We start from the raw sequence: 17,435 nt of genomic DNA, 5'->3' as shown, positions 1-17,435 counted from the left end.
CCTCTTTCCCCGTCCCTCTATACTGTATTTTTATCCAGTTATTTTTCTCTGGATAAGCGAAGCCCGGCGATGCGAAGACAACGCCGGGCCTCTGACCATCACGTGGGAGTAACGCTATGGCTGTAGAAGATGTTAACACAGGGCAAAACCCGGCCATCACCCGTGCGGTGCCGGAGTTGCGTAGCGCCTCGAAGTATTTAGCGTCTATCGGCGGTAAGTACGACCCCGGTTCCGGTTTTTCTAAAGAGGTAATTCTGGAGATCGCCGTGACGAAAGAAATGGACTTCATCGAACTGGCTGCGCTGTCTGAAGTGCTGGTATGTGAACTGATTGAGTGCAGTAGTCCGGTCGCGCGGCTGGCGCTGCTTGGCAAGCTGAGCGCGACGCTGGAGCGGCTGCACGCGGCGCTGCTTGCCCCGGTTCCGGCGCACTGCATGGAACAGCTCAGCGCGCCCTCGCTTCCGAAAGAGGAGCCGTTTTGTATCGGAAGCGATGCCCTGATGCTCACCAACTACTGCCAGCACCTGGTGCGCATACTCCTGACCGGCATCCTGGCGCCAGTAGATCAGCAGGGGCTTACCGGGTTGACGTTCGATCTGCTGCATCATCTGGGCGACGTGCTGCGCACCCCGTCGTTTACGCTCTCCGCCGCCGGGTATCGCGACCGCGGGGGCGGCATCGTGGAGCCGGGGCTGTAACCACCCGGCATGGCGCAGGGCAGCATCGGGCGTCGTGAGCGCAGGCTACTGTGCCTCAGTCCGGTCCTGCCAGGGGTAGTAGATATGGTCGGCATGATCCTCCGCCGGGAAGCTGTCGCCCAGCAGCCGGGCGGCGACGGTAAAGGCGAAATCGAACACGCGGCCAAGCCCCTTGCCGCTAATAAGATTGCCGTCCTCAACCACGCTGCGATCGACGTACTGCCCATCGTTCACGCCCTGCCACAGGTCACCGGAACAGACGTAGCGTCGGCCTTTCAGCAGGCCGTTGCCGCCCAGCACGCGCGCGGCCGCCGAGCAGATCGGGCAGATGAGTTTACCCAGCTCGTCGTGGCGGCGCACAAAGTCGATAACCTCAGCGCTCTGGGCCAGAAACACGCTGCCGGCAGGGCCACCGGGCAGCACCACGGCATCATAGGTGGCGTCGAACGCCTCTTTCAGCGTGCTGTCGGCCACCATCGGGATCGCGTGGTAGCTTTCCACCGCGCGGGTCGCCACGCAGGAGAGCGTCTCCACCTCGATATTCAGGCGGCGTAAAATATCAATCGTGACAATGGCTTCGCCTTCTTCGAAGCCGGGGGCGAGCAGGACCGCAACCCTTTTCATTTTCTACTCCTGTAAGTGGTGCGCATAAGCGGGAATAACGGAAACCGGCCCAGAGTAGCGGCAACGAAAGGGCGGGCGTCGTTAACAGGGTCACAGAAAATGAAATGGTAGTTCATTTTTAGGGTTGCTGCCCGGCATGCTCCGGGCAGGAGGGCCACGCTGGGGTCAGGCTTTCATCCCCAGCCGCTTTGCCAGGCGATGCAGGTTCGCTACGTCCATGCCCAGCGCACGGGCGCTGGCGGCCCAGTTATGCTGATGCTGATCCAGCGCCGCGGCTATCTGGCGACGTTGAAACGCCTCGGTGGCGTCGCGCAGCGGTTGCAGCGGCGCGGTGGGAAGGACCGGTTCGACGTGCGGAGCAGGCGCTGCCTCAAGGTTAAAATGCTGGGGTTCAAGCACCACGTCATCACCGGCAGCGGCGGCATGGGCCAGAACCACGGCACGATAAATCGCATGCTCCAGCTCGCGCACGTTACCGGGCCAGGCGTAAGAGAGCAGGCGCGCCCTGGCGGCGGCGTTGAGCACCACCCGGGAGAGGCCAAGGCGCAGGCGGCACTGTTCGCAGTAGTAGCCCGCCAGCAGGATGACATCATCGCCGCGCTCGCGCAGCGGTGGAACGTGAAGCGGGAAGACGCTCAGGCGGTGAAACAGATCGGCGCGGAAGCGGCCGGCAATCACCTCTTCACGCAGATCGCGGTTGGTGGCTGCCAGCACGCGCACGTCGACGCGAATGCTGCGATCGTCACCCACGCGCTGGATGTCGCCATACTGCAGTACGCGCAGCAGCTTGGCCTGTAGCGCCAGCGAGAGCTCGCCAATCTCGTCCAGCAGCAGCGTCCCGTTATCGGCGGCCTCGAACTTCCCGCTGCGGTGGCTGATGGCCCCGGTAAACGCGCCCTTAACGTGCCCGAACAGCTCACTTTCCGCTACGCTCTCCGGGAGCGCGGCGCAGTTGAGGTAGACCAGCGGGTTAGCCGCGCGCGGCGATCCTTCATGGATGGCTTTTGCCACCAGCTCTTTGCCGGTGCCGGTTTCGCCGTCGATCAGCACGTTCAGATCTGACGCGGCGACGATCTCAATCTCTTTTTTGAGCTGTACCATGCCGGCGGAGAGGCCGATCATCTGCGTGCGGGTCACAGGCTCAAAGGTGGTCGACGGGCCGGGCAGCAGGTTCTGGCGCTCGAGCTTCTCAATCAGCAGGGCGTTATCAAGCGCCCCCGCCGCGAGGGCGGCGATAAGGCGCAGGGATTCATCGCTGAAGGCATCAAACTGGTGCGGGTCCATGCCATCCAGCGTGAGAGCGCCGATCAGCGTTTGCCCGGCAAACAGCGGCAGACCAACGCAGGCGTGGACGTGCAGATCCTCCTGGCCGGGGATCAGCCCGTCGTAAGGATCCGGCAGATCGCTGTCGGCGGGAAAACGCACCACGTCCCCGGCGCGGGCGATGGCTTCCAGCCGGGGATGTCCCTCCAGAGTGAAGCGGCGTCCCAGCACGTCGTGCGCCAGGCCGTCGATAGCCAGAGGGATGAACTGCCGCGCCTCGTAGCGCAGCAGGGCGGAGGCGTCGCACCCCAGCACCTGGCGCAGTGTGGTGATAAGCCGCTGAAAGCGGTCCTGGTGCCCGATGCCGCTTTGCAGTTCAAGGGCGATTTTTGCCAGTGCGTTAACCGAAAAACTCATGTCAGCCTCATTGTCAATTCGACAACCTATGATGTCATATTGACAATTTAATGGGTAGTCATTATGACAATTTCGTTTGCAGCTAAAATTTTATTACTAATAAAATCAATAATATAAAAACTGGCACGGAAAATGATTATAGCCATGCATCTTTCGATACTGATTGTGCAGAGGAAACTATGGCTATTCACGTAAAAAACAATATTCACTGGGTTGGACAGCGCGACTGGGAAGTGCGGGATTTCCACGGCACCGAATACAAAACCCTGAAGGGCAGCAGCTACAACAGCTACCTGATCCGCGAAGAGAAAAACGTCCTGATCGACACGGTGGATCATAAGTTCAGCCGGGAGTTCGTGCAGAACCTGCGCGCAGAGATCGATCTGACGGATATCGACTACATCGTGATCAACCACGCGGAGGAGGATCACGCCGGCGCCCTGACCGAACTGATGGCCTGCATCCCGGATACGCCGATCTACTGCACGGCAAACGCCATCGACTCCATCAACGGTCACCACCACCATCCGGAGTGGAATTTTCAGGTGGTGAAAACCGGCGATACGCTGGATATCGGCAATGGCAAGCAGCTTATTTTCGTTGAAACGCCAATGCTGCACTGGCCGGACAGCATGATGACCTACCTGACCGGCGATGCGGTGCTGTTCAGCAACGATGCCTTCGGTCAGCACTACTGCGATGAGCGCCTGTTTAACGATGAGGTGGATCAGGCCGAGCTGTTCGAGCAGTGCCAGCGCTACTACGCCAACATTCTGACGCCGTTCAGCCGCCTGGTGACGCCAAAAATCAACGAGATTCTGGGCTTCAACCTGCCGGTGGATATGATCGCCACCTCCCACGGCGTGGTATGGCGCGATAACCCGGCGCAGATCGTCGAGCTCTACCTGAAGTGGGCGGCAGACTATCAGGAAGACCGCATCACCATTGTCTACGACACCATGTCCAACAACACGCGCATGATGGCCGACGCCATTGCGCAGGGCATCAACGAAGTGGACCCGAACGTGGCGGTAAAAATCTTCAACGTCGCGCGCAGCGATAAGAATGAGATCCTGACCAACGTGTTCCGCTCCAAAGGTGTGCTGGTCGGCACCTCGACCATGAACAACGTGATGATGCCGAAAATCGCCGGGCTGGTGGAGGAGATGACCGGCCTGCGTTTTCGCAACAAACGCGCCAGCGCGTTCGGCTCCCACGGCTGGAGCGGTGGGGCGGTAGACCGGCTCTCCACCCGTCTGCAGGATGCCGGCTTTGAGATGTTCCTCAGCCTGAAAGCGAAATGGCGCCCGGACAGCGACGCGCTGGAACTGTGCCGCCAGCATGGCCGCGACATCGCGCGTCAGTGGGCGCTTGCCCCGCTGCCGACCCGCGAGGCAGCGGTAGCGGCATCCACCGCCGTCGAGGCTGCCCCCGCGCAGGAAAGCATGGATACCGGCCCCTACATGCAGTGCAGCGTCTGCCAGTGGATCTACGACCCGGCGCTCGGCGAGCCGATGCAGAACGTGGCCCCCGGTACACCGTGGAGCGAGGTACCGGACGATTTCCTGTGCCCGGAATGTTCGCTTGGCAAAGAGGTGTTTGACGAACTGGCAACGGAGGCAAAATGAACCACGGCATTGTGATTATCGGTTCGGGCTTTGCGGCCCGTCAGCTGGTGAAAAACATCCGCAAGCAGGACAGCGACGTGCCGTTGACGCTTATCGCCGCCGACAGCATGGACGAGTACAACAAGCCGGATCTCAGTCACGTCATCAGCCTTGCGCAACGCGCCGAGGATCTTACCCGCCAGACGGCGGGTGAGTTCGCCGAGGAGTACCGTCTGCAACTCTTTCCCGATACCTGGATTACGGATATTGATGCTGCGGCGCACCGCGTGAAAAACCATGAACGCACGTGGCACTACGACAAACTGGTGCTGGCAACCGGGGCCAGCGCGGCGATACCACCGGTTCCGGGGCACGAACTGATGCTGACGCTCAACAGCCAGCGGGAGTATCAGGCGTGTGAAACCACGCTGCGCGATGCGCAGCGCGTGCTGATTGTCGGCGCCGGGCTGATAGGCTGTGAACTGGCGATGGACTTTTGCCGCGCCGGAAAAGCGGTAACGCTGCTGGATAACCGCGCCAGCATTCTGGCCTCGCTGATGCCGCCGGAGGTGAGCAGCCGCCTGCAGCATCGCCTCACCGGCATGGGCGTTCACCTGCTGCTCAACGCTCAGCTACAGTCCCTGACGCGGTGCAGCGAGGGAATTGCGGTGGCGCTGGCAGACGGTCGTTCGGTGAGGGTCGATGCGGCCATTGCCGCCACCGGTCTGCGCCCGGAAACCGCTCTGGCGCGCCGCGCCGGACTCAACGTGGCGCGTGGAGTGGTGGTCGACCGCTACCTGCAAACCAGCGATGCGGATATTTATGCCCTGGGCGACTGCGCGGAAATCGAAGGGCGACTGCTGCCGTTCCTGCAACCCATCCAGCTGAGCGCGATGGTGCTGGCGAAAAACCTGCTGGGTGCTGCGGTACCGCTGCGCCTGCCCCCGGCGCTCATCAAAGTGAAGACGCCCGATCTTCCCCTGCATCTGGCGGGCGACACCCAGCGCGGCGATCTCTCCTGGCAGATTGCGCTGGGTCCTGAAGGAATGCTGGCCACCGGCACGGACGAAAGCGGCGCGCTGCGCGGCTTCGTGGTCAGCGAAGACCGTATGAAGGAAGCCTTTGCCCTCCTTAAAACCCTCGCCGCATAGGCGGTGTATCCGCGCGCAGGGACGCGCACGGGAGAATCAGCACCCGCAGCTTACCGGCGTGCCGTCGCGGCCCTGATGCCCTTCGGTGGCATAGCCATCGCGCTTCCACCAGTCCAACCCACCGATCAGCTCTTTGACGCGAAAGCCGAGCGTCAACAGCTTGAGGGCGGTCTGGGTGGAGGCGTTGCAGCCGATGCCGTCGCAGTAGCAGACGTAAAGCAGCGTCGGGTCGAGATGGTGGGTGGTGTCCATGCACAGCGCGCGGTGCGGCAGGCTGAGCGCCCCCGGAATGTGCTCCTGTTGCCAGGCCGCCTGGCTGCGGCCATCCACCACCACAATCTTCTCCTCGGCCTTGAGCGCCAGCCAGAGATCGGCCGGGTCCATTTCGAAGGCCAGTTTCTGCTGGTAGTACGCCAGCTGTTCTGCGTGCGACATAGTCTCTCCTTAATGAGGTTGTGAAGTCCGGTATCTCATCCGGTGTCACCGCGACCTTAACAGTCCCGGAAAAAAGCGAAATGCAATGTTTTTTCAGGCGTGTAAAGCAGGCGTTGAGGCCGCCATGCGCGAGGCCCACCGGCGTCGCAGGAAAATTGATAAGCGGCAGGCGCGCTGATATAAGTGGTAGCCGGGCAATGGGGGGAGCGTATGGACAGCAAAATACTCAGGAACTTTCTCAAGACCGCGCAGCTTGGGTCGCTGACCTCTGCGGCGCAGGACGCGAACGTCACCGTGCAGGCGCTGGCTGCCCAGTTGAATAAGCTTGAGGAGCAGTTCGGATTTAAGCTGCTGGAGCGAACCAATAAGGGCGTGACCCTCACCGCCGCCGGGCGCGATATTCTGCCCTGGGTGACGGACGTAGTGAAAAGCGCCGCCGAATTACAGCAGCGCGTCGCGCAGATTAAACAGCGCGGCACGCCGACGCTGCATATTGCCCTGAATAATACCTTTTCCGAACCGGTGAACCAGGCGCTGATGCACTTTCTGCGCAGCGCGCTCAGCGGCTATCCGGTGCTGTTCAGCAGTTCAGAATCACCGGAGAACCTCACCAAGCTGGCGAGCGGCGCGGCGGATATGGCGATTGTCATCGGCAATACCGTTCCGGCAGGAGTATATGCGGTCGAACTGGCGGGGATGAAAATAGAGGTGGTGGCCGCCTCGGCGAGCGGCGTGTGGAATGACGACACGGCGTTAATTAAACCGATGCCAGAATGTGCCTATTCGGACTGCTTAACGCGGTTTATCAGCCGTTATAAAGGGCGCGTGGCAACCATGCCGGTGCTCTATTCCGGCAGCGAGCAAATCAGTGTCTCCATGATTAAAAGCAGCAACAGCATCGGCATTATTTCGCGGCGCGTTGCGCTGCAGCATCATTTTATTGCAGTGCCGGAGTTTAACGATGCGCTGAGCGTTTATTTGCTGATGAAAACGCCGCTGCTTACCGCGCGCGATATTGAACCCTTTTACGCCGCGGCGCTTCCCTCACTCAGCGCCTGAAATCATCCCTTTATCTTAGAGCCGCCGCCTTCATCGCAGGCTACGCTCAGGGTAAGCAACCCTGTGCGGAGGCGTTATGAGCTGGCGACCGATTTTATACGTTATTACCACCGCGTACCCGCTACCGCATCCGCGCCGCTATACGCCCGCGCCGGTGCTGGTCTGGGTGAATCCGCATTTACCGCCGCGCCGTCGGTAAACGTGAGCGCGGGATAATATCCGTGTGCTGTTTCCCGCCCGATAACTATCGATCCGCGTTTTTTATCTAAGCACCAATCTGCATTAAAAATAATTTTTAATTCCTTTATCAAAATACGCCTGCCGGAAATACTGCCGCCATCACCTGAGCGGAGAACACCCTTATGTCGGCAATAAAAACAGGCATCCTTGCATTATTTACCGCGCTGGCTTTTCAGGCGCACGCCGTAGACGTCACCGTGGCGTACCAGACCTCCGCCGAACCGGCGAAGGTCGCGCAGGCGGACAACACCTTTGAACACCAGAGCGGGGCGACGGTTAACTGGCGCAAATTCGACAGCGGCGCCAGCGTGGTGCGCGCTCTGGCGTCGGGGGATGTGCAGATTGGCAACATCGGCTCCAGCCCGCTTGCGGTGGCGGCCAGCCAGCAGGTACCGATCGAAGTCTTCCTGCTTGCGTCGCAGCTGGGCAACTCCGAGGCGCTGGTGGTGAAGAAGGCCATTACCCGGCCTGAGGATCTGATCGGCAAACGCATCGCCGTACCGTTTATCTCCACCACCCACTACAGCCTGCTGGCCGCGCTCAAGCACTGGGGCATCAAGCCGGGGCAGGTGCAGATCGTTAACCTGCAGCCGCCGGCGATCATCGCGGCCTGGCAGCGGGGCGACATCGACGGTGCCTACGTCTGGGCCCCGGCGGTTAACGAGCTGGCAAAAACCGGCACCGTACTGACCGACTCGGCAAAGGTCGGGGAGTGGGGCGCGCCGACGCTTGACGTCTGGGTGGTGCGCAAAGACTTCGCGCAGCAGCATCCGGAGGTGGTGGCAGCCTTCGCCCGCAGCGCGTTACAGGCGCAGCAGGGGTATCTCGCCAATCCGGACGACTGGCTGAAGCAGCCGCAGAATCTGGAAAAGCTCTCGCGTCTGAGCGGCGTTCCGCAGAGTGACGTGCCGGGGCTGGTGAAAGGCAATACCTACCTCACGCCGGATCAGCAGATCGCACAGCTCTCGGGGCCGGTGAACAAAGCGATTGTCGATACCGCGCAGTTCCTGAAAGCGCAGGGCAAAGTGCCGACGGTCGCCAGCGACTACAGCGCGTTTGTTACCGATCGCTTTATCAAACCCGTCGCCCAGTAACGCGGAGGCATCATGCTGCATATCGCCCATCTCAACGCGGACTACGCGGGTAAGCCTGCGCTGTCGGATATCAACCTGACCCTCGACAGCGGGGAGCTGCTGGTGGTACTCGGCCCGTCGGGCTGCGGCAAAACCACGCTGCTGAATCTGGTGGCCGGTTTTCTGCCCTGGCGCAGCGGGTCCATCACCCTCAACGGCCAGCCGGTGCGCGGGCCGGGCGCGGAGCGCGGCGTGGTCTTTCAGAACGAAGGCCTGCTGCCGTGGCGTAACGTCGAGGACAACGTGGCGCTGGGGTTGCAGCTTGCCGGGGTGGATAAACCCACGCGCCGGGCGCGGGCGCGCACCATGCTGCGCAATGTCGGGCTGGAGGGCGCGGAGCAGCGCTATATCTGGCAGCTCTCCGGCGGTCAGCGTCAGCGGGTTGGGATTGCCCGGGCGCTGGCAACCGACCCGCAGCTGTTGCTGCTGGATGAACCCTTCGGCGCGCTCGATGCCTTCACCCGCGAGCAGATGCAAACCTTGCTGCTGCGGCTGTGGCACGCCAGCGGTAAGCAGGTGCTGTTGATTACCCACGACATTGAAGAAGCGGTGTTTCTGGCCACCGATCTGGTGCTGCTCTCGCCGGGGCCGGGGCGGGTGATCGAGCGCCTGCGGCTCGACTTTGGCCGCCGGTTTACCGCCGGAGAGTCCTGCCGCAGCATCAAGTCCGACCCGGCGTTTATCGAGCGGCGCGAGTATGTTCTGAGCCGGGTGTTCGACGAGCGGGAGGCCTTCTCATGAGCGTACTGGCAACCGATAAACCGCAGCGTCACCGGCGCGGCCTGCGCTGGCCGCTGTCGCGCCAGCTGACCCTGAGCATTGCCACGCTGCTGGTGCTGCTGCTGGTGTGGTGGCTGGTCGCGGCGCAGCAGTGGGTCAGCCCGCTGTTCTTGCCGCCGCCCGGCCAGGTGCTGGCGAAGCTGGTGAGCATCGCAGGCCAGGATGGCTTTATGGACGCCACGCTGTGGCAGCACCTGGCGGCGAGTCTCGGGCGCATCGCGCTGGCGCTGGCCGCGGCGGTGCTGATTGGCGTGCCGGTGGGGATCGCGATGGGGCTCAGCACCACGGTGCGCGGTATTCTTGACCCGCTGATTGAGCTCTACCGTCCGGTGCCGCCGCTGGCGTATCTGCCGCTGATGGTGATCTGGTTCGGCATCGGCGAAACGTCGAAGGTGCTGCTTATCTGGCTGGCAATTTTCGCGCCGGTCACGATGTCGGCCCTCGCCGGGGTGAAGAGCGCGCAGCAGGTGCGGCTTCGCGCCGCGCAGGCGCTGGGTGCCTCGAAACGCCAGCTGCTGTGGTACGTCATCCTCCCCGGCGCGCTGCCGGACATTCTTACCGGGCTGCGTATCGGGCTTGGCGTCGGCTGGTCGACGCTGGTGGCGGCGGAGCTGATTGCCGCCACCCGTGGACTGGGCTTTATGGTGCAGTCCGCCGGGGAGTTTCTCGCCACCGACGTAGTGCTGGCGGGGATCGGCGTTATCGCGGCGATCGCCTTTATTTTAGAACTGGGCCTGCGGGCGCTGACGCGTCGCCTCACGCCCTGGCATGGAGAAGTGCAATGAGTGAACGTATTTCGATTACCGCGCTGGGGCCGTACATTGGCGCGCAGGTGTCCGGCATCGACCTGACGAAGCCGCTGAGCGACAACCAGTTCGAGCAGCTCTATCACGCGCTGCTGCGCCATCAGGTGCTGTTCCTGCGCGATCAGCCGATTACGCCGCAGCAGCAGCGCGGCCTGGCGCTGCGGTTTGGCGATCTGCACATTCACCCCGTTTACCCGCATGCCGACGGGGTGGAGGAGATTATCGTGCTGGACACTCACAACGATAATCCGCCGGATAACGATAACTGGCACACCGATGTCACCTTTATCGAAACGCCACCCGCCGGGGCGATACTGGCGGCAAAGCAGCTGCCCACCACCGGGGGCGATACCCTCTGGACCAGCGGCATCGCGGCGTTCGAGGCGCTTTCTGTCCCGCTTCAGCGGCTGCTGAGTGGCCTGCAGGCCGAGCATGATTTCCGCAAATCCTTCCCGGAGTGGAAGCATCGCCGCAGCGACGCGGAACACCAGCGCTGGCAGCAGGCGGCAGAGAAAAACCCGCCGCTGCTGCATCCGGTGGTGCGCACCCATCCGGTCAGCGGGCGGCAGGCGCTGTTTGTTAACGAAGGCTTCACTACGCGGATTGTCGATGTCACGCCAAAAGAGAGCGAGGCGCTGCTGGGATTCCTGTTTGCCCACGTCACGAAGCCGGAGTTTCAGGTGCGCTGGCGCTGGCAGGAGAACGATCTGGCGATCTGGGATAACCGGGTGACGCAGCACTATGCCAACGCCGATTACCTGCCGCAGCGGCGAATTATGCACCGCGCGACCATTCTGGGGGATAAGCCGTTCTGGCGGGGATAACACGCCCTCTCCCGCAGGAGAGGGCTGCGTGACTAGCCGTCGGTCGGGGCGACGTGCGTTCCGATATAGCGCTGGTAGCGGGCGGGTTTGATGCGGGTCAGGTCCACCAGCACCAGACCATCCACGCAGTTATTGAAGTCGGGATCGCTGCCGAAATCGATAAACTGCACGCCGCCCGGCTCGCACAGCTCCGAATACTGCTTATAAAGCGGTGGAATGCCGCAGCCCATGTTGCCGAGCAGGTGCTTGAGCCGCGTCAGGTCTTCGGTGTAGTCGCTGCCGCCAAACTGCGCCAGCACGTCCGGCAGCGTGGCCGGATAGGGGCGGCGTGAGGCGGCCAGCGGGTGTCCGGCCGGGAACCAGAGGCGGTAGAAGGCCACCAGCAGATCCCGGGCCGGGGCGGGCAAACCGCCGGAGATCGACACCGGTCCGAACAGGTAGCGATACTGCGGATAGCGCGCCAGGTAGGCCCCAATGCCGGTCCAGAGATAGTCCAGCCCGCGGCGTCCCCAGTAGCGCGGCTGAATAAAGCTGCGCCCCAGCTCAATGCCCTGCTCAAGGATATCCGCCATCTTTTCGTCGTAGTGGAACAGGCTGTGGCTGTAGAGCCCCTCCACGCCGCGCAGGCGTATCTGCCCGGCGGTGGGAATAAACCGGTAGGCACCGACCATCTCCAGCGCGTCGTCATCCCACAGGATCAGGTGCCAGTAGTCGTCGTCGTAGCCGTCGATATCGCGTCGTTTACCGCTGCCTTCGCCGACGGCGCGAAACGCAATCTCGCGTAGCCGGCCCAGCTCCCGCAGCAGCGGGGCATCTTCCTGACCCTGACGCCGCCACAGATAAATAAACTTGCCGTCCGGCGCCTGTCCCAGACACTCGGTTTTCGCCAGTTCGCGCTTGAGGGTGGCGCGATCTTCCGGCGGGGCGATGCCGCATTCGGTCTTGAAGCAGCCCGGCATCCCTTTTCCGAGACGGATAACGTGCTTGCGGAAGGTCTGTGCCAGCTCGCGGGAGGGGATATTCGGGCTGTGCCAGTGGGCAAAGCTGATGCGCTCCCCAACCTTCACCGGCAGTACGCCGCCGCGCAGGCGAAACATCTGCTTAATCAGCAGCAGCATCGCCAGCATGGGCGACACCATGCTGCTCAGGTAGAACAGCGGGCCGTTACGCCCGCGGATCGCCATTGGCAGGATGGTGGCCTGGTATTTGCTCGCCAGCTTAATAAAACCGTGGTTCCACGGCTTATCGCGCAGCCCTTTGCGGGTCAGGCGTGACACTTCTCCCGCCGGGAAGAAAATCAGCACGCCGCCCTGCTGGAGCTGGTTTTCCATCTGTACCAGCGAGGCTTTGCGGGTTTTGCTGCCGATGTTGTCGACGGGGATAAACAGGGAAGAGAGCGGTTGAAGGTGGGTAAGCATGCGGTTGGCAACAACTTTGACGTCGCGCCTGACGCGGGAGACGGCGTAGAGCAACGCGAGGCCGTCGGCGGTGCCGGTGGGGTGGTTGGCGACGATCACCAGCGGCCCCTGGGCCGGGATCTGCTCCAGATCGCGTGCGGTGATATCGCAGCGCAGTTGCAGATGGTCAAGCACCTGCTCCACCATATCGAGTCCCTTCAGGTGGCGGTGACGGGTGGCGAACTGCTGAAACTCTTCCTCGCACAGCAGACGTTTAAGCAAACCCTTTTGCCAGGGCGCGGGTTGCGCCTGCGGCCAGAGGTCATCCAGAACGGTATCGATGCTAAACACGGTCATTCCTCCTGCTACCTGTGCGAGACAGTAGCGCCGCAAGATGACGGTGACATGGCAGAAAAATGACGAACAGGTCACATTATGACAGGGGAAAAACGCGGGGGGTGAGCGGGTGTTAACGGTGCAGAAGACCCGGAGGCGGGAGGCCGTCTCCGGGTAAGATCGCAATCAGGAGAGGATTTTTTTCTCGGCCAGATCGAGCGCGAAATAGGTGAAGATCAGATCCGCACCGGCGCGCTTGATGGCCCCGAGGCTTTCCAGCGTCACGTTATGCTCGTCGATAGCCCCGGCCTGGGCAGCAAACTTGATCATCGCGTATTCACCGCTGACCTGGTAGGCGCCCAGCGGCAGCTCGGTACGCTCGCGGATATCGCGCAGGATATCCAGGTAGGCACCGGCCGGTTTCACCATCAGGCAGTCGGCGCCCTGGGCCGCGTCGAGCAGCGATTCACGGATCGCTTCCCGGCGGTTCATCGGGTTCATCTGGTAGGTCTTGCGATCGCCTTTCAGCGCGGTACCTGCCGCTTCACGGAACGGGCCGTAGAAGGAGGAGGCGAACTTGGTGGAGTAGGACATGATCGCGGTGTCGGTAAAGCCTGCCGCGTCGAGCGCGCTACGGATCGCCTGTACCTGACCGTCCATTGCTGCGGACGGCGCAATAAAGTCGGCCCCGGCCTGAGCGGCAACCACCGCCTGCTTGCCGAGGTTCGCCAGGGTCACGTCGTTATCCACGCCGTGATCGCACAGCACGCCACAGTGGCCGTGGGAGGTATATTCGCAGAAGCAGGTGTCGGACATCACCACCATTTCCGGTACTGCGTCTTTACAGATGCGTGACATACGCGCCACCAGACCGTTCGGGTTCCAGGCGTCGCTGCCGGTGTCGTCGGTGTGGTGCGAAATGCCAAAAGTCATCACCGAGCGGATACCGGCGTTTGCGATACGCTCGATCTCACGCGCCAGATGCTTCTCGGGAATACGCATCACGCCCGGCATGGCGTTAATCGGTTTGTAATCGTCGATCTCTTCTTCAACAAAGATGGGCAACACCAGATCGTTTAAGGTCAGGGTTGTCTCTTCGAACATCGCACGCAGAGCCGGGGATCGGCGCAGACGGCGTGGGCGGGTAATTAAATCGGTCATGGTAGCTGTCTCTTTGTGTCGTCGAGAAAGCACTATGTTAACGCGAAATGCCGGGGATGTTTTATCAATATCGGGCACTTACCCGCCGACGTGCGCTAGCGGTGCGTCTCCAGCAGACGGGTTAACTCGGTCAGTGCCCAGGTGGCGGCGTCTTCAATCACCTGGGTGTTTTCGCCGGAAAACTGCTTTTTCCGGGAGATGACGTCGCCATCCGGCAGCGCCCAGCCAAACCAGACGGTGCCCGCCGGGGTGCCATCTTCACCGCCGTCCGGGCCGGCATAGCCGCTTATCGACAGGCCGATATCCTGACCAGCGCGCTCCTTTGCGCCACGCGCCATCTCTTCTACCGTCTGCGCGCTGACCGCCGTGTAGCGCTCCAGCGTTTCAGGTTTTACGCCCAGCAGACGAGTTTTGGCGTAGTTGCTGTAGGTCACAAAGCCGCAGGAGTGGAAGTCGGCGGTGCTTTCGGTGGCGCAGAGCGTTTTCGTCACCAGCCCGCCGGTGCAGGACTCCGCGGTGGTAACGGTGAGGTCATGCGCGGTTAACGTTTCGGCCAGCGTTTTTGCGGCGCGTTGTAAGGCAGTATCCATTATTCACGATCTCCACAGTGAGCATAGTGCTACTCAGTATAGAAGACCGAACGCAAAGGCGGGGGAACCCGGCAGGCGTGAAGGCCCGCCGGGCAAGGGTTACGAGGCGGGAATAATGCGCGGCTTGTTGCCGGACAGCTCGGCGACCAGGTTGTTTACGCCGTCGCTCATGTTGACGAAGCGCGTCTGCGGGCTGCGGGTCACGACGATAAATACCCCGACGTTTTGCTGCGGCACCATCGCCATGTAGGTGATGAATCCGCCGCCGCCACCGGTTTTCTGAATGATGCCAGGACGCCCCTCTTTCGGTGCCAGATAGACCCAGCCAAGGCCGAGCGCGTCGGCTTTGCCCGGCACGTCCATGCCGATAACCCGCGTGAGCTGGTGGCGCTGGTAGATCAGCGTCTGCATCCGGTCGGCCTGGGTGCTGCGCTCGTGGAAATCGGAGGCCAGGAACTGCTGCATCCAGCGCATCATATCGGCGGGCGTGGAGTAGACGCCGCCGCTGCCGATGGCGGCCAGGGTGTTATTGCACGGGCTGGCGCCTTTCTCGGCGACCATCAGGCGCTTGCACTGATCCGGCGACGGCGTAAAGGTGGTGTCTTTCATCCCCAGCGGCCGGGTGATTTTCTCTTCGAACAGCTGCGGATACGGCTTCCCGGCGGCGCGCGACAGCGCATCGGCCAGCAGATCGAACGCCAGGTTAGAGTAGGAGGCCATCGAGCCTGGCGCGCTTTTCAGCGTCGCGGTGGAGAGCCAGTTCCAGCGCTGTTCCCGGGTCGGCCAGACGAAAACCGGACGGTGCGGTGCGCCGCCGGGCTGTTCGCGCGGCAGGGCGCTGGTATGGGTGGCGAGATTCACCAGCGTGATCGGCGCCCCCTGATAGGTCGGTACGCGCGCGCCGGGCGGGGCATATTTGCTCAGCGGATCGTTAAGCTGCACCACGCCCTGATCGAGCAGCTTCACCAGCATTTCGCTGGTCATCAGCTTGCTGAGCGAGGCGATACGCACCACCGAATCCAGCTGCGGGCGCACGTTGCTGCCGGGGCGCGTTTCACCGAAGCTGCGGAAAATGCGCTGGTTGCCGTCGATCGCCACCATCGCCATGCCGGTTGCGTTGCTGCCGTAATAGATAAGATTGGCGTAGCGATCGACGATATCCGAGGCAAAAACCGGGTCCGGGGAGGTCTGGCTATAGCCGGCTACCGGGAGGAGGGCAGTGACCAGCAGAGACAATGAGAGCAAACAACGTTTCAAGGAGTGGATCCATACTGTAAACAAGAGGAATAGTGGCTATTTATACCACTCCGCCGGTGCGTGCAACGGGCTAACCGGACATTCCGGCGCAGAAAAAACGTAACTCACCATAACCGCTGCATTTTTTTCTTTTTGCTGTAGGGTAGTCGCAGCGCAAAAACCGACTCATCGTTCCAGGCAAAGCCCTGTGGAGGTTGCGGGCGGGCTCCGCGTGCGTCGTGAATGAAACTCCTGACGCCGTTATCTGTCTGAGTAGCCGCGCGTTTGCCGGAGGCGTAATTTCATGTTTTGATACACGATTGCCGTTTCTGTGCGATCCATCACAGATCCGATACGCGTACTATAAGCAGCAGCGATGCACAGCAGTGCAATAAATATAAGAAATCGCAGGAGAAATGTGATGTTTAAGTCTTTTTTTCCCATGCCAGGACCGTTTTTCATCTCGGCACTGGTCTGGGCAATTCTGTCCGTCCTGTTCTGGCAGGCAGGGGGCGGTGACTGGCTGACCCGGCTTGCCGGTAGCAACGGCGATGTGCCCATTAGCGCCGCGCGCTTCTGGTCGGGCGCCTATCTGGTGTTTTACGCCTACTACGCCGTGTGCGTTGGCGCATTCGCCCTGTTCTGGTTTATCTACCGCCCGCACCGCTGGCAGTACTGGTCGATTCTCGGCACCGCACTTATCGTCTTCGGCACCTGGTTCCAGGTAGAAGTGGGCGTGGCGATTAACGCCTGGTATGCGCCGTTCTACGACCTGATTCAGGCCGCTCTCAGCGCGCCGCACAAGGTCAAAATCGAGCAGTTCTACCACGAGCTGATGATCTTCCTCGGTATCGCCCTCATCGCCGTCGTGGTCGGGGTACTGAACTACTTCTTTATCAGCCACTACGTGTTCCGCTGGCGTACCGCGATGAACGAATATTACATGGCGCACTGGCAGCGTCTGCGCCACATCGAAGGGGCCGCGCAGCGTGTGCAGGAAGACACCATGCGTTTTGCCGCCACCCTTGAGAGCGTGGGCGTCGGGATGCTTAACGCGGTACTGACGCTGCTGGCGTTTCTGCCGGTGCTGGTGGCGCTGTCGCCGCACGTCAAAGAGCTGCCGATTATTGGTAGCGTGCCGTATGGCCTGGTGTGGGCGGCCATCGTCTGGTCGGTGCTGGGAACCGGGCTGCTGGCGGCGGTGGGTATCCGGCTGCCGGGGCTGGAGTTTAATAATCAGCGCGTCGAAGCGGCGTACCGTAAAGAACTGGTCTATGGTGAGGATGACCCGGAACGTGCTGACCCGGTAAGCGTGCGCGAGCTGTTTGCCAACGTGCGTAAGAACTACTTCCGGCTCTACTTCCACTACATGTACTTTAACGTGGCGCGCATCCTCTACCTGCAGGTGGATGCGGTGATCGGGCTGTTTTTACTGTTCCCGTCCATCGTCGCCGGGGCATTAACCCTCGGCCTGATGCAGCAAATTAACAACGTCTTCGGCGAGGTTCGCGGCGCGTTCCAGTATCTTATCAGCTCCTGGACCACGCTGGTCGAGCTGCTGTCAATCTATAAACGTCTGCGCAGCTTTGAGCAGACCCTGAACGATGAACCGGTTCAGGAGGACGCGTCGGGCAGCGTGGCATAGCCCGTCGGCGTATACACCATGGAGATAATGCCG

At 61.5% G+C, this 17,435-nt stretch carries 17 protein-coding genes; 10 read left to right on the top strand and 7 right to left on the bottom strand.

Features of this window, described 5'->3' with window-relative positions; translation table 11 throughout:
- Positions 1-116: 116 nt before the first annotated feature.
- Positions 117-698, top strand: coding sequence for a hypothetical protein (locus DW58_RS09415; RefSeq protein ID WP_024548446.1), 582 nt, complete (start codon positions 117-119; stop codon positions 696-698).
- Between the two features lie 45 nt (positions 699-743).
- On the opposite strand, the gene DW58_RS09410 is transcribed toward DW58_RS09415, so the two are convergent.
- Both DW58_RS09410 and norR read right to left on the bottom strand, forming a co-directional pair.
- Complete coding sequence (locus tag DW58_RS09410; protein ID WP_024548447.1) at positions 744-1,322, bottom strand: DJ-1/PfpI family protein; 579 nt, start codon at positions 1,320-1,322, stop codon at positions 744-746.
- 165 nt (positions 1,323-1,487) lie between these two features.
- Entirely contained in the window at positions 1,488-3,002 is a 1,515-nt protein-coding gene (gene norR, locus DW58_RS09405) for a nitric oxide reductase transcriptional regulator NorR (protein WP_024548448.1), read from the bottom strand.
- 179 nt (positions 3,003-3,181) lie between these two features.
- Here norR and norV point away from each other — a divergent pair, with 179 nt between their 5' ends.
- Positions 3,182-4,630 carry an anaerobic nitric oxide reductase flavorubredoxin gene (gene norV, locus DW58_RS09400; RefSeq protein WP_024548449.1) on the top strand — a complete coding sequence of 483 codons (1,449 nt, stop codon included), beginning with the start codon at positions 3,182-3,184 and terminating at the stop codon, positions 4,628-4,630.
- Positions 4,627-5,760 (top strand): NADH:flavorubredoxin reductase NorW, encoded by a 1,134-nt coding sequence (gene norW / locus DW58_RS09395; RefSeq protein ID WP_024562451.1) that lies wholly within the window; start codon positions 4,627-4,629, stop codon positions 5,758-5,760. Before norV ends, norW begins: the two co-directional genes overlap by 4 nt.
- Positions 5,761-5,796: 36 nt before the next feature.
- Here norW and DW58_RS09390 read toward each other — a convergent pair whose 3' ends face one another.
- Entirely contained in the window at positions 5,797-6,195 is a 399-nt protein-coding gene (locus DW58_RS09390) for a rhodanese-like domain-containing protein (protein ID WP_024549989.1), read from the bottom strand.
- Positions 6,196-6,405: 210 nt separating this feature from the next.
- Here DW58_RS09390 and DW58_RS09385 point away from each other — a divergent pair, with 210 nt between their 5' ends.
- From DW58_RS09385 to tauD, 6 genes are all read left to right on the top strand, one after another.
- Complete coding sequence (locus DW58_RS09385) at positions 6,406-7,254, top strand: LysR family transcriptional regulator (protein ID WP_024549990.1); 849 nt, start codon at positions 6,406-6,408, stop codon at positions 7,252-7,254.
- Between the two features lie 76 nt (positions 7,255-7,330).
- Entirely contained in the window at positions 7,331-7,453 is a 123-nt protein-coding gene (locus DW58_RS21515; RefSeq protein WP_268873219.1) for a hypothetical protein, read from the top strand.
- A 163-nt stretch (positions 7,454-7,616) separates the two neighbouring features.
- Positions 7,617-8,588: a taurine ABC transporter substrate-binding protein gene (gene tauA / locus DW58_RS09380; RefSeq protein WP_024549991.1), complete on the top strand. Its 972-nt coding sequence runs from the start codon at positions 7,617-7,619 to the stop codon at positions 8,586-8,588.
- 12 nt (positions 8,589-8,600) lie between these two features.
- Positions 8,601-9,368 (top strand): taurine ABC transporter ATP-binding subunit, encoded by a 768-nt coding sequence (tauB, locus tag DW58_RS09375; protein WP_024549992.1) that lies wholly within the window; start codon positions 8,601-8,603, stop codon positions 9,366-9,368.
- A complete protein-coding gene (tauC, locus tag DW58_RS09370; protein ID WP_024549993.1) occupies positions 9,365-10,192 on the top strand; it encodes a taurine ABC transporter permease TauC in 828 nt (275 codons plus the stop codon). Before tauB ends, tauC begins: the two co-directional genes overlap by 4 nt.
- Positions 10,189-11,037, top strand: coding sequence for a taurine dioxygenase (gene tauD / locus DW58_RS09365; RefSeq protein WP_024549994.1), 849 nt, complete (start codon positions 10,189-10,191; stop codon positions 11,035-11,037). Before tauC ends, tauD begins: the two co-directional genes overlap by 4 nt.
- 32 nt (positions 11,038-11,069) lie before the next feature.
- Here the strand turns inward: tauD and olsF are convergent, their stop codons facing one another.
- From olsF to ampH, 4 genes are all read right to left on the bottom strand, one after another.
- Complete coding sequence (olsF, locus tag DW58_RS09360) at positions 11,070-12,785, bottom strand: bifunctional ornithine lipid synthase OlsF (protein WP_024549995.1); 1,716 nt, start codon at positions 12,783-12,785, stop codon at positions 11,070-11,072.
- A gap of 171 nt (positions 12,786-12,956) precedes the next feature.
- Entirely contained in the window at positions 12,957-13,931 is a 975-nt protein-coding gene (hemB, locus tag DW58_RS09355) for a porphobilinogen synthase (RefSeq protein WP_024549996.1), read from the bottom strand.
- A 95-nt stretch (positions 13,932-14,026) separates the two neighbouring features.
- Positions 14,027-14,521 carry a CinA family protein gene (locus tag DW58_RS09350; RefSeq protein WP_024549997.1) on the bottom strand — a complete coding sequence of 165 codons (495 nt, stop codon included), beginning with the start codon at positions 14,519-14,521 and terminating at the stop codon, positions 14,027-14,029.
- A gap of 99 nt (positions 14,522-14,620) precedes the next feature.
- Positions 14,621-15,778 (bottom strand): D-alanyl-D-alanine-carboxypeptidase/endopeptidase AmpH, encoded by a 1,158-nt coding sequence (gene ampH / locus DW58_RS09345; RefSeq protein WP_024549998.1) that lies wholly within the window; start codon positions 15,776-15,778, stop codon positions 14,621-14,623.
- A gap of 400 nt (positions 15,779-16,178) precedes the next feature.
- Between ampH and sbmA the strand changes: the two genes are divergently transcribed.
- On the top strand, positions 16,179-17,402 hold the full coding sequence (gene sbmA / locus DW58_RS09340) for a peptide antibiotic transporter SbmA (protein ID WP_024549999.1): 1,224 nt from the start codon (positions 16,179-16,181) through the stop codon (positions 17,400-17,402).
- Positions 17,403-17,435: the final 33 nt, after the last annotated feature.

The sequence above is a fragment of the Siccibacter turicensis LMG 23730 genome (assembly GCF_000463155.2).
GTDB classification, from domain to species: domain Bacteria; phylum Pseudomonadota; class Gammaproteobacteria; order Enterobacterales; family Enterobacteriaceae; genus Siccibacter; species Siccibacter turicensis.
This window is presented reverse-complemented; position numbering and strand designations above follow the sequence as displayed.

Coding starts and splice junctions, on each gene's coding strand:
- DW58_RS09415 (WP_024548446.1), top strand. CDS start 117: ATGGCTGTAGAAGATGTTAACACAGGGCAAAACCCGGCCATCACCCGT.
- DW58_RS09410 (WP_024548447.1), bottom strand. CDS start 1,322: ATGAAAAGGGTTGCGGTCCTGCTCGCCCCCGGCTTCGAAGAAGGCGAA.
- norR (WP_024548448.1), bottom strand. CDS start 3,002: ATGAGTTTTTCGGTTAACGCACTGGCAAAAATCGCCCTTGAACTGCAA.
- norV (WP_024548449.1), top strand. CDS start 3,182: ATGGCTATTCACGTAAAAAACAATATTCACTGGGTTGGACAGCGCGAC.
- norW (WP_024562451.1), top strand. CDS start 4,627: ATGAACCACGGCATTGTGATTATCGGTTCGGGCTTTGCGGCCCGTCAG.
- DW58_RS09390 (WP_024549989.1), bottom strand. CDS start 6,195: ATGTCGCACGCAGAACAGCTGGCGTACTACCAGCAGAAACTGGCCTTC.
- DW58_RS09385 (WP_024549990.1), top strand. CDS start 6,406: ATGGACAGCAAAATACTCAGGAACTTTCTCAAGACCGCGCAGCTTGGG.
- DW58_RS21515 (WP_268873219.1), top strand. CDS start 7,331: ATGAGCTGGCGACCGATTTTATACGTTATTACCACCGCGTACCCGCTA.
- tauA (WP_024549991.1), top strand. CDS start 7,617: ATGTCGGCAATAAAAACAGGCATCCTTGCATTATTTACCGCGCTGGCT.
- tauB (WP_024549992.1), top strand. CDS start 8,601: ATGCTGCATATCGCCCATCTCAACGCGGACTACGCGGGTAAGCCTGCG.
- tauC (WP_024549993.1), top strand. CDS start 9,365: ATGAGCGTACTGGCAACCGATAAACCGCAGCGTCACCGGCGCGGCCTG.
- tauD (WP_024549994.1), top strand. CDS start 10,189: ATGAGTGAACGTATTTCGATTACCGCGCTGGGGCCGTACATTGGCGCG.
- hemB (WP_024549996.1), bottom strand. CDS start 13,931: ATGACCGATTTAATTACCCGCCCACGCCGTCTGCGCCGATCCCCGGCT.
- DW58_RS09350 (WP_024549997.1), bottom strand. CDS start 14,521: ATGGATACTGCCTTACAACGCGCCGCAAAAACGCTGGCCGAAACGTTA.
- sbmA (WP_024549999.1), top strand. CDS start 16,179: ATGTTTAAGTCTTTTTTTCCCATGCCAGGACCGTTTTTCATCTCGGCA.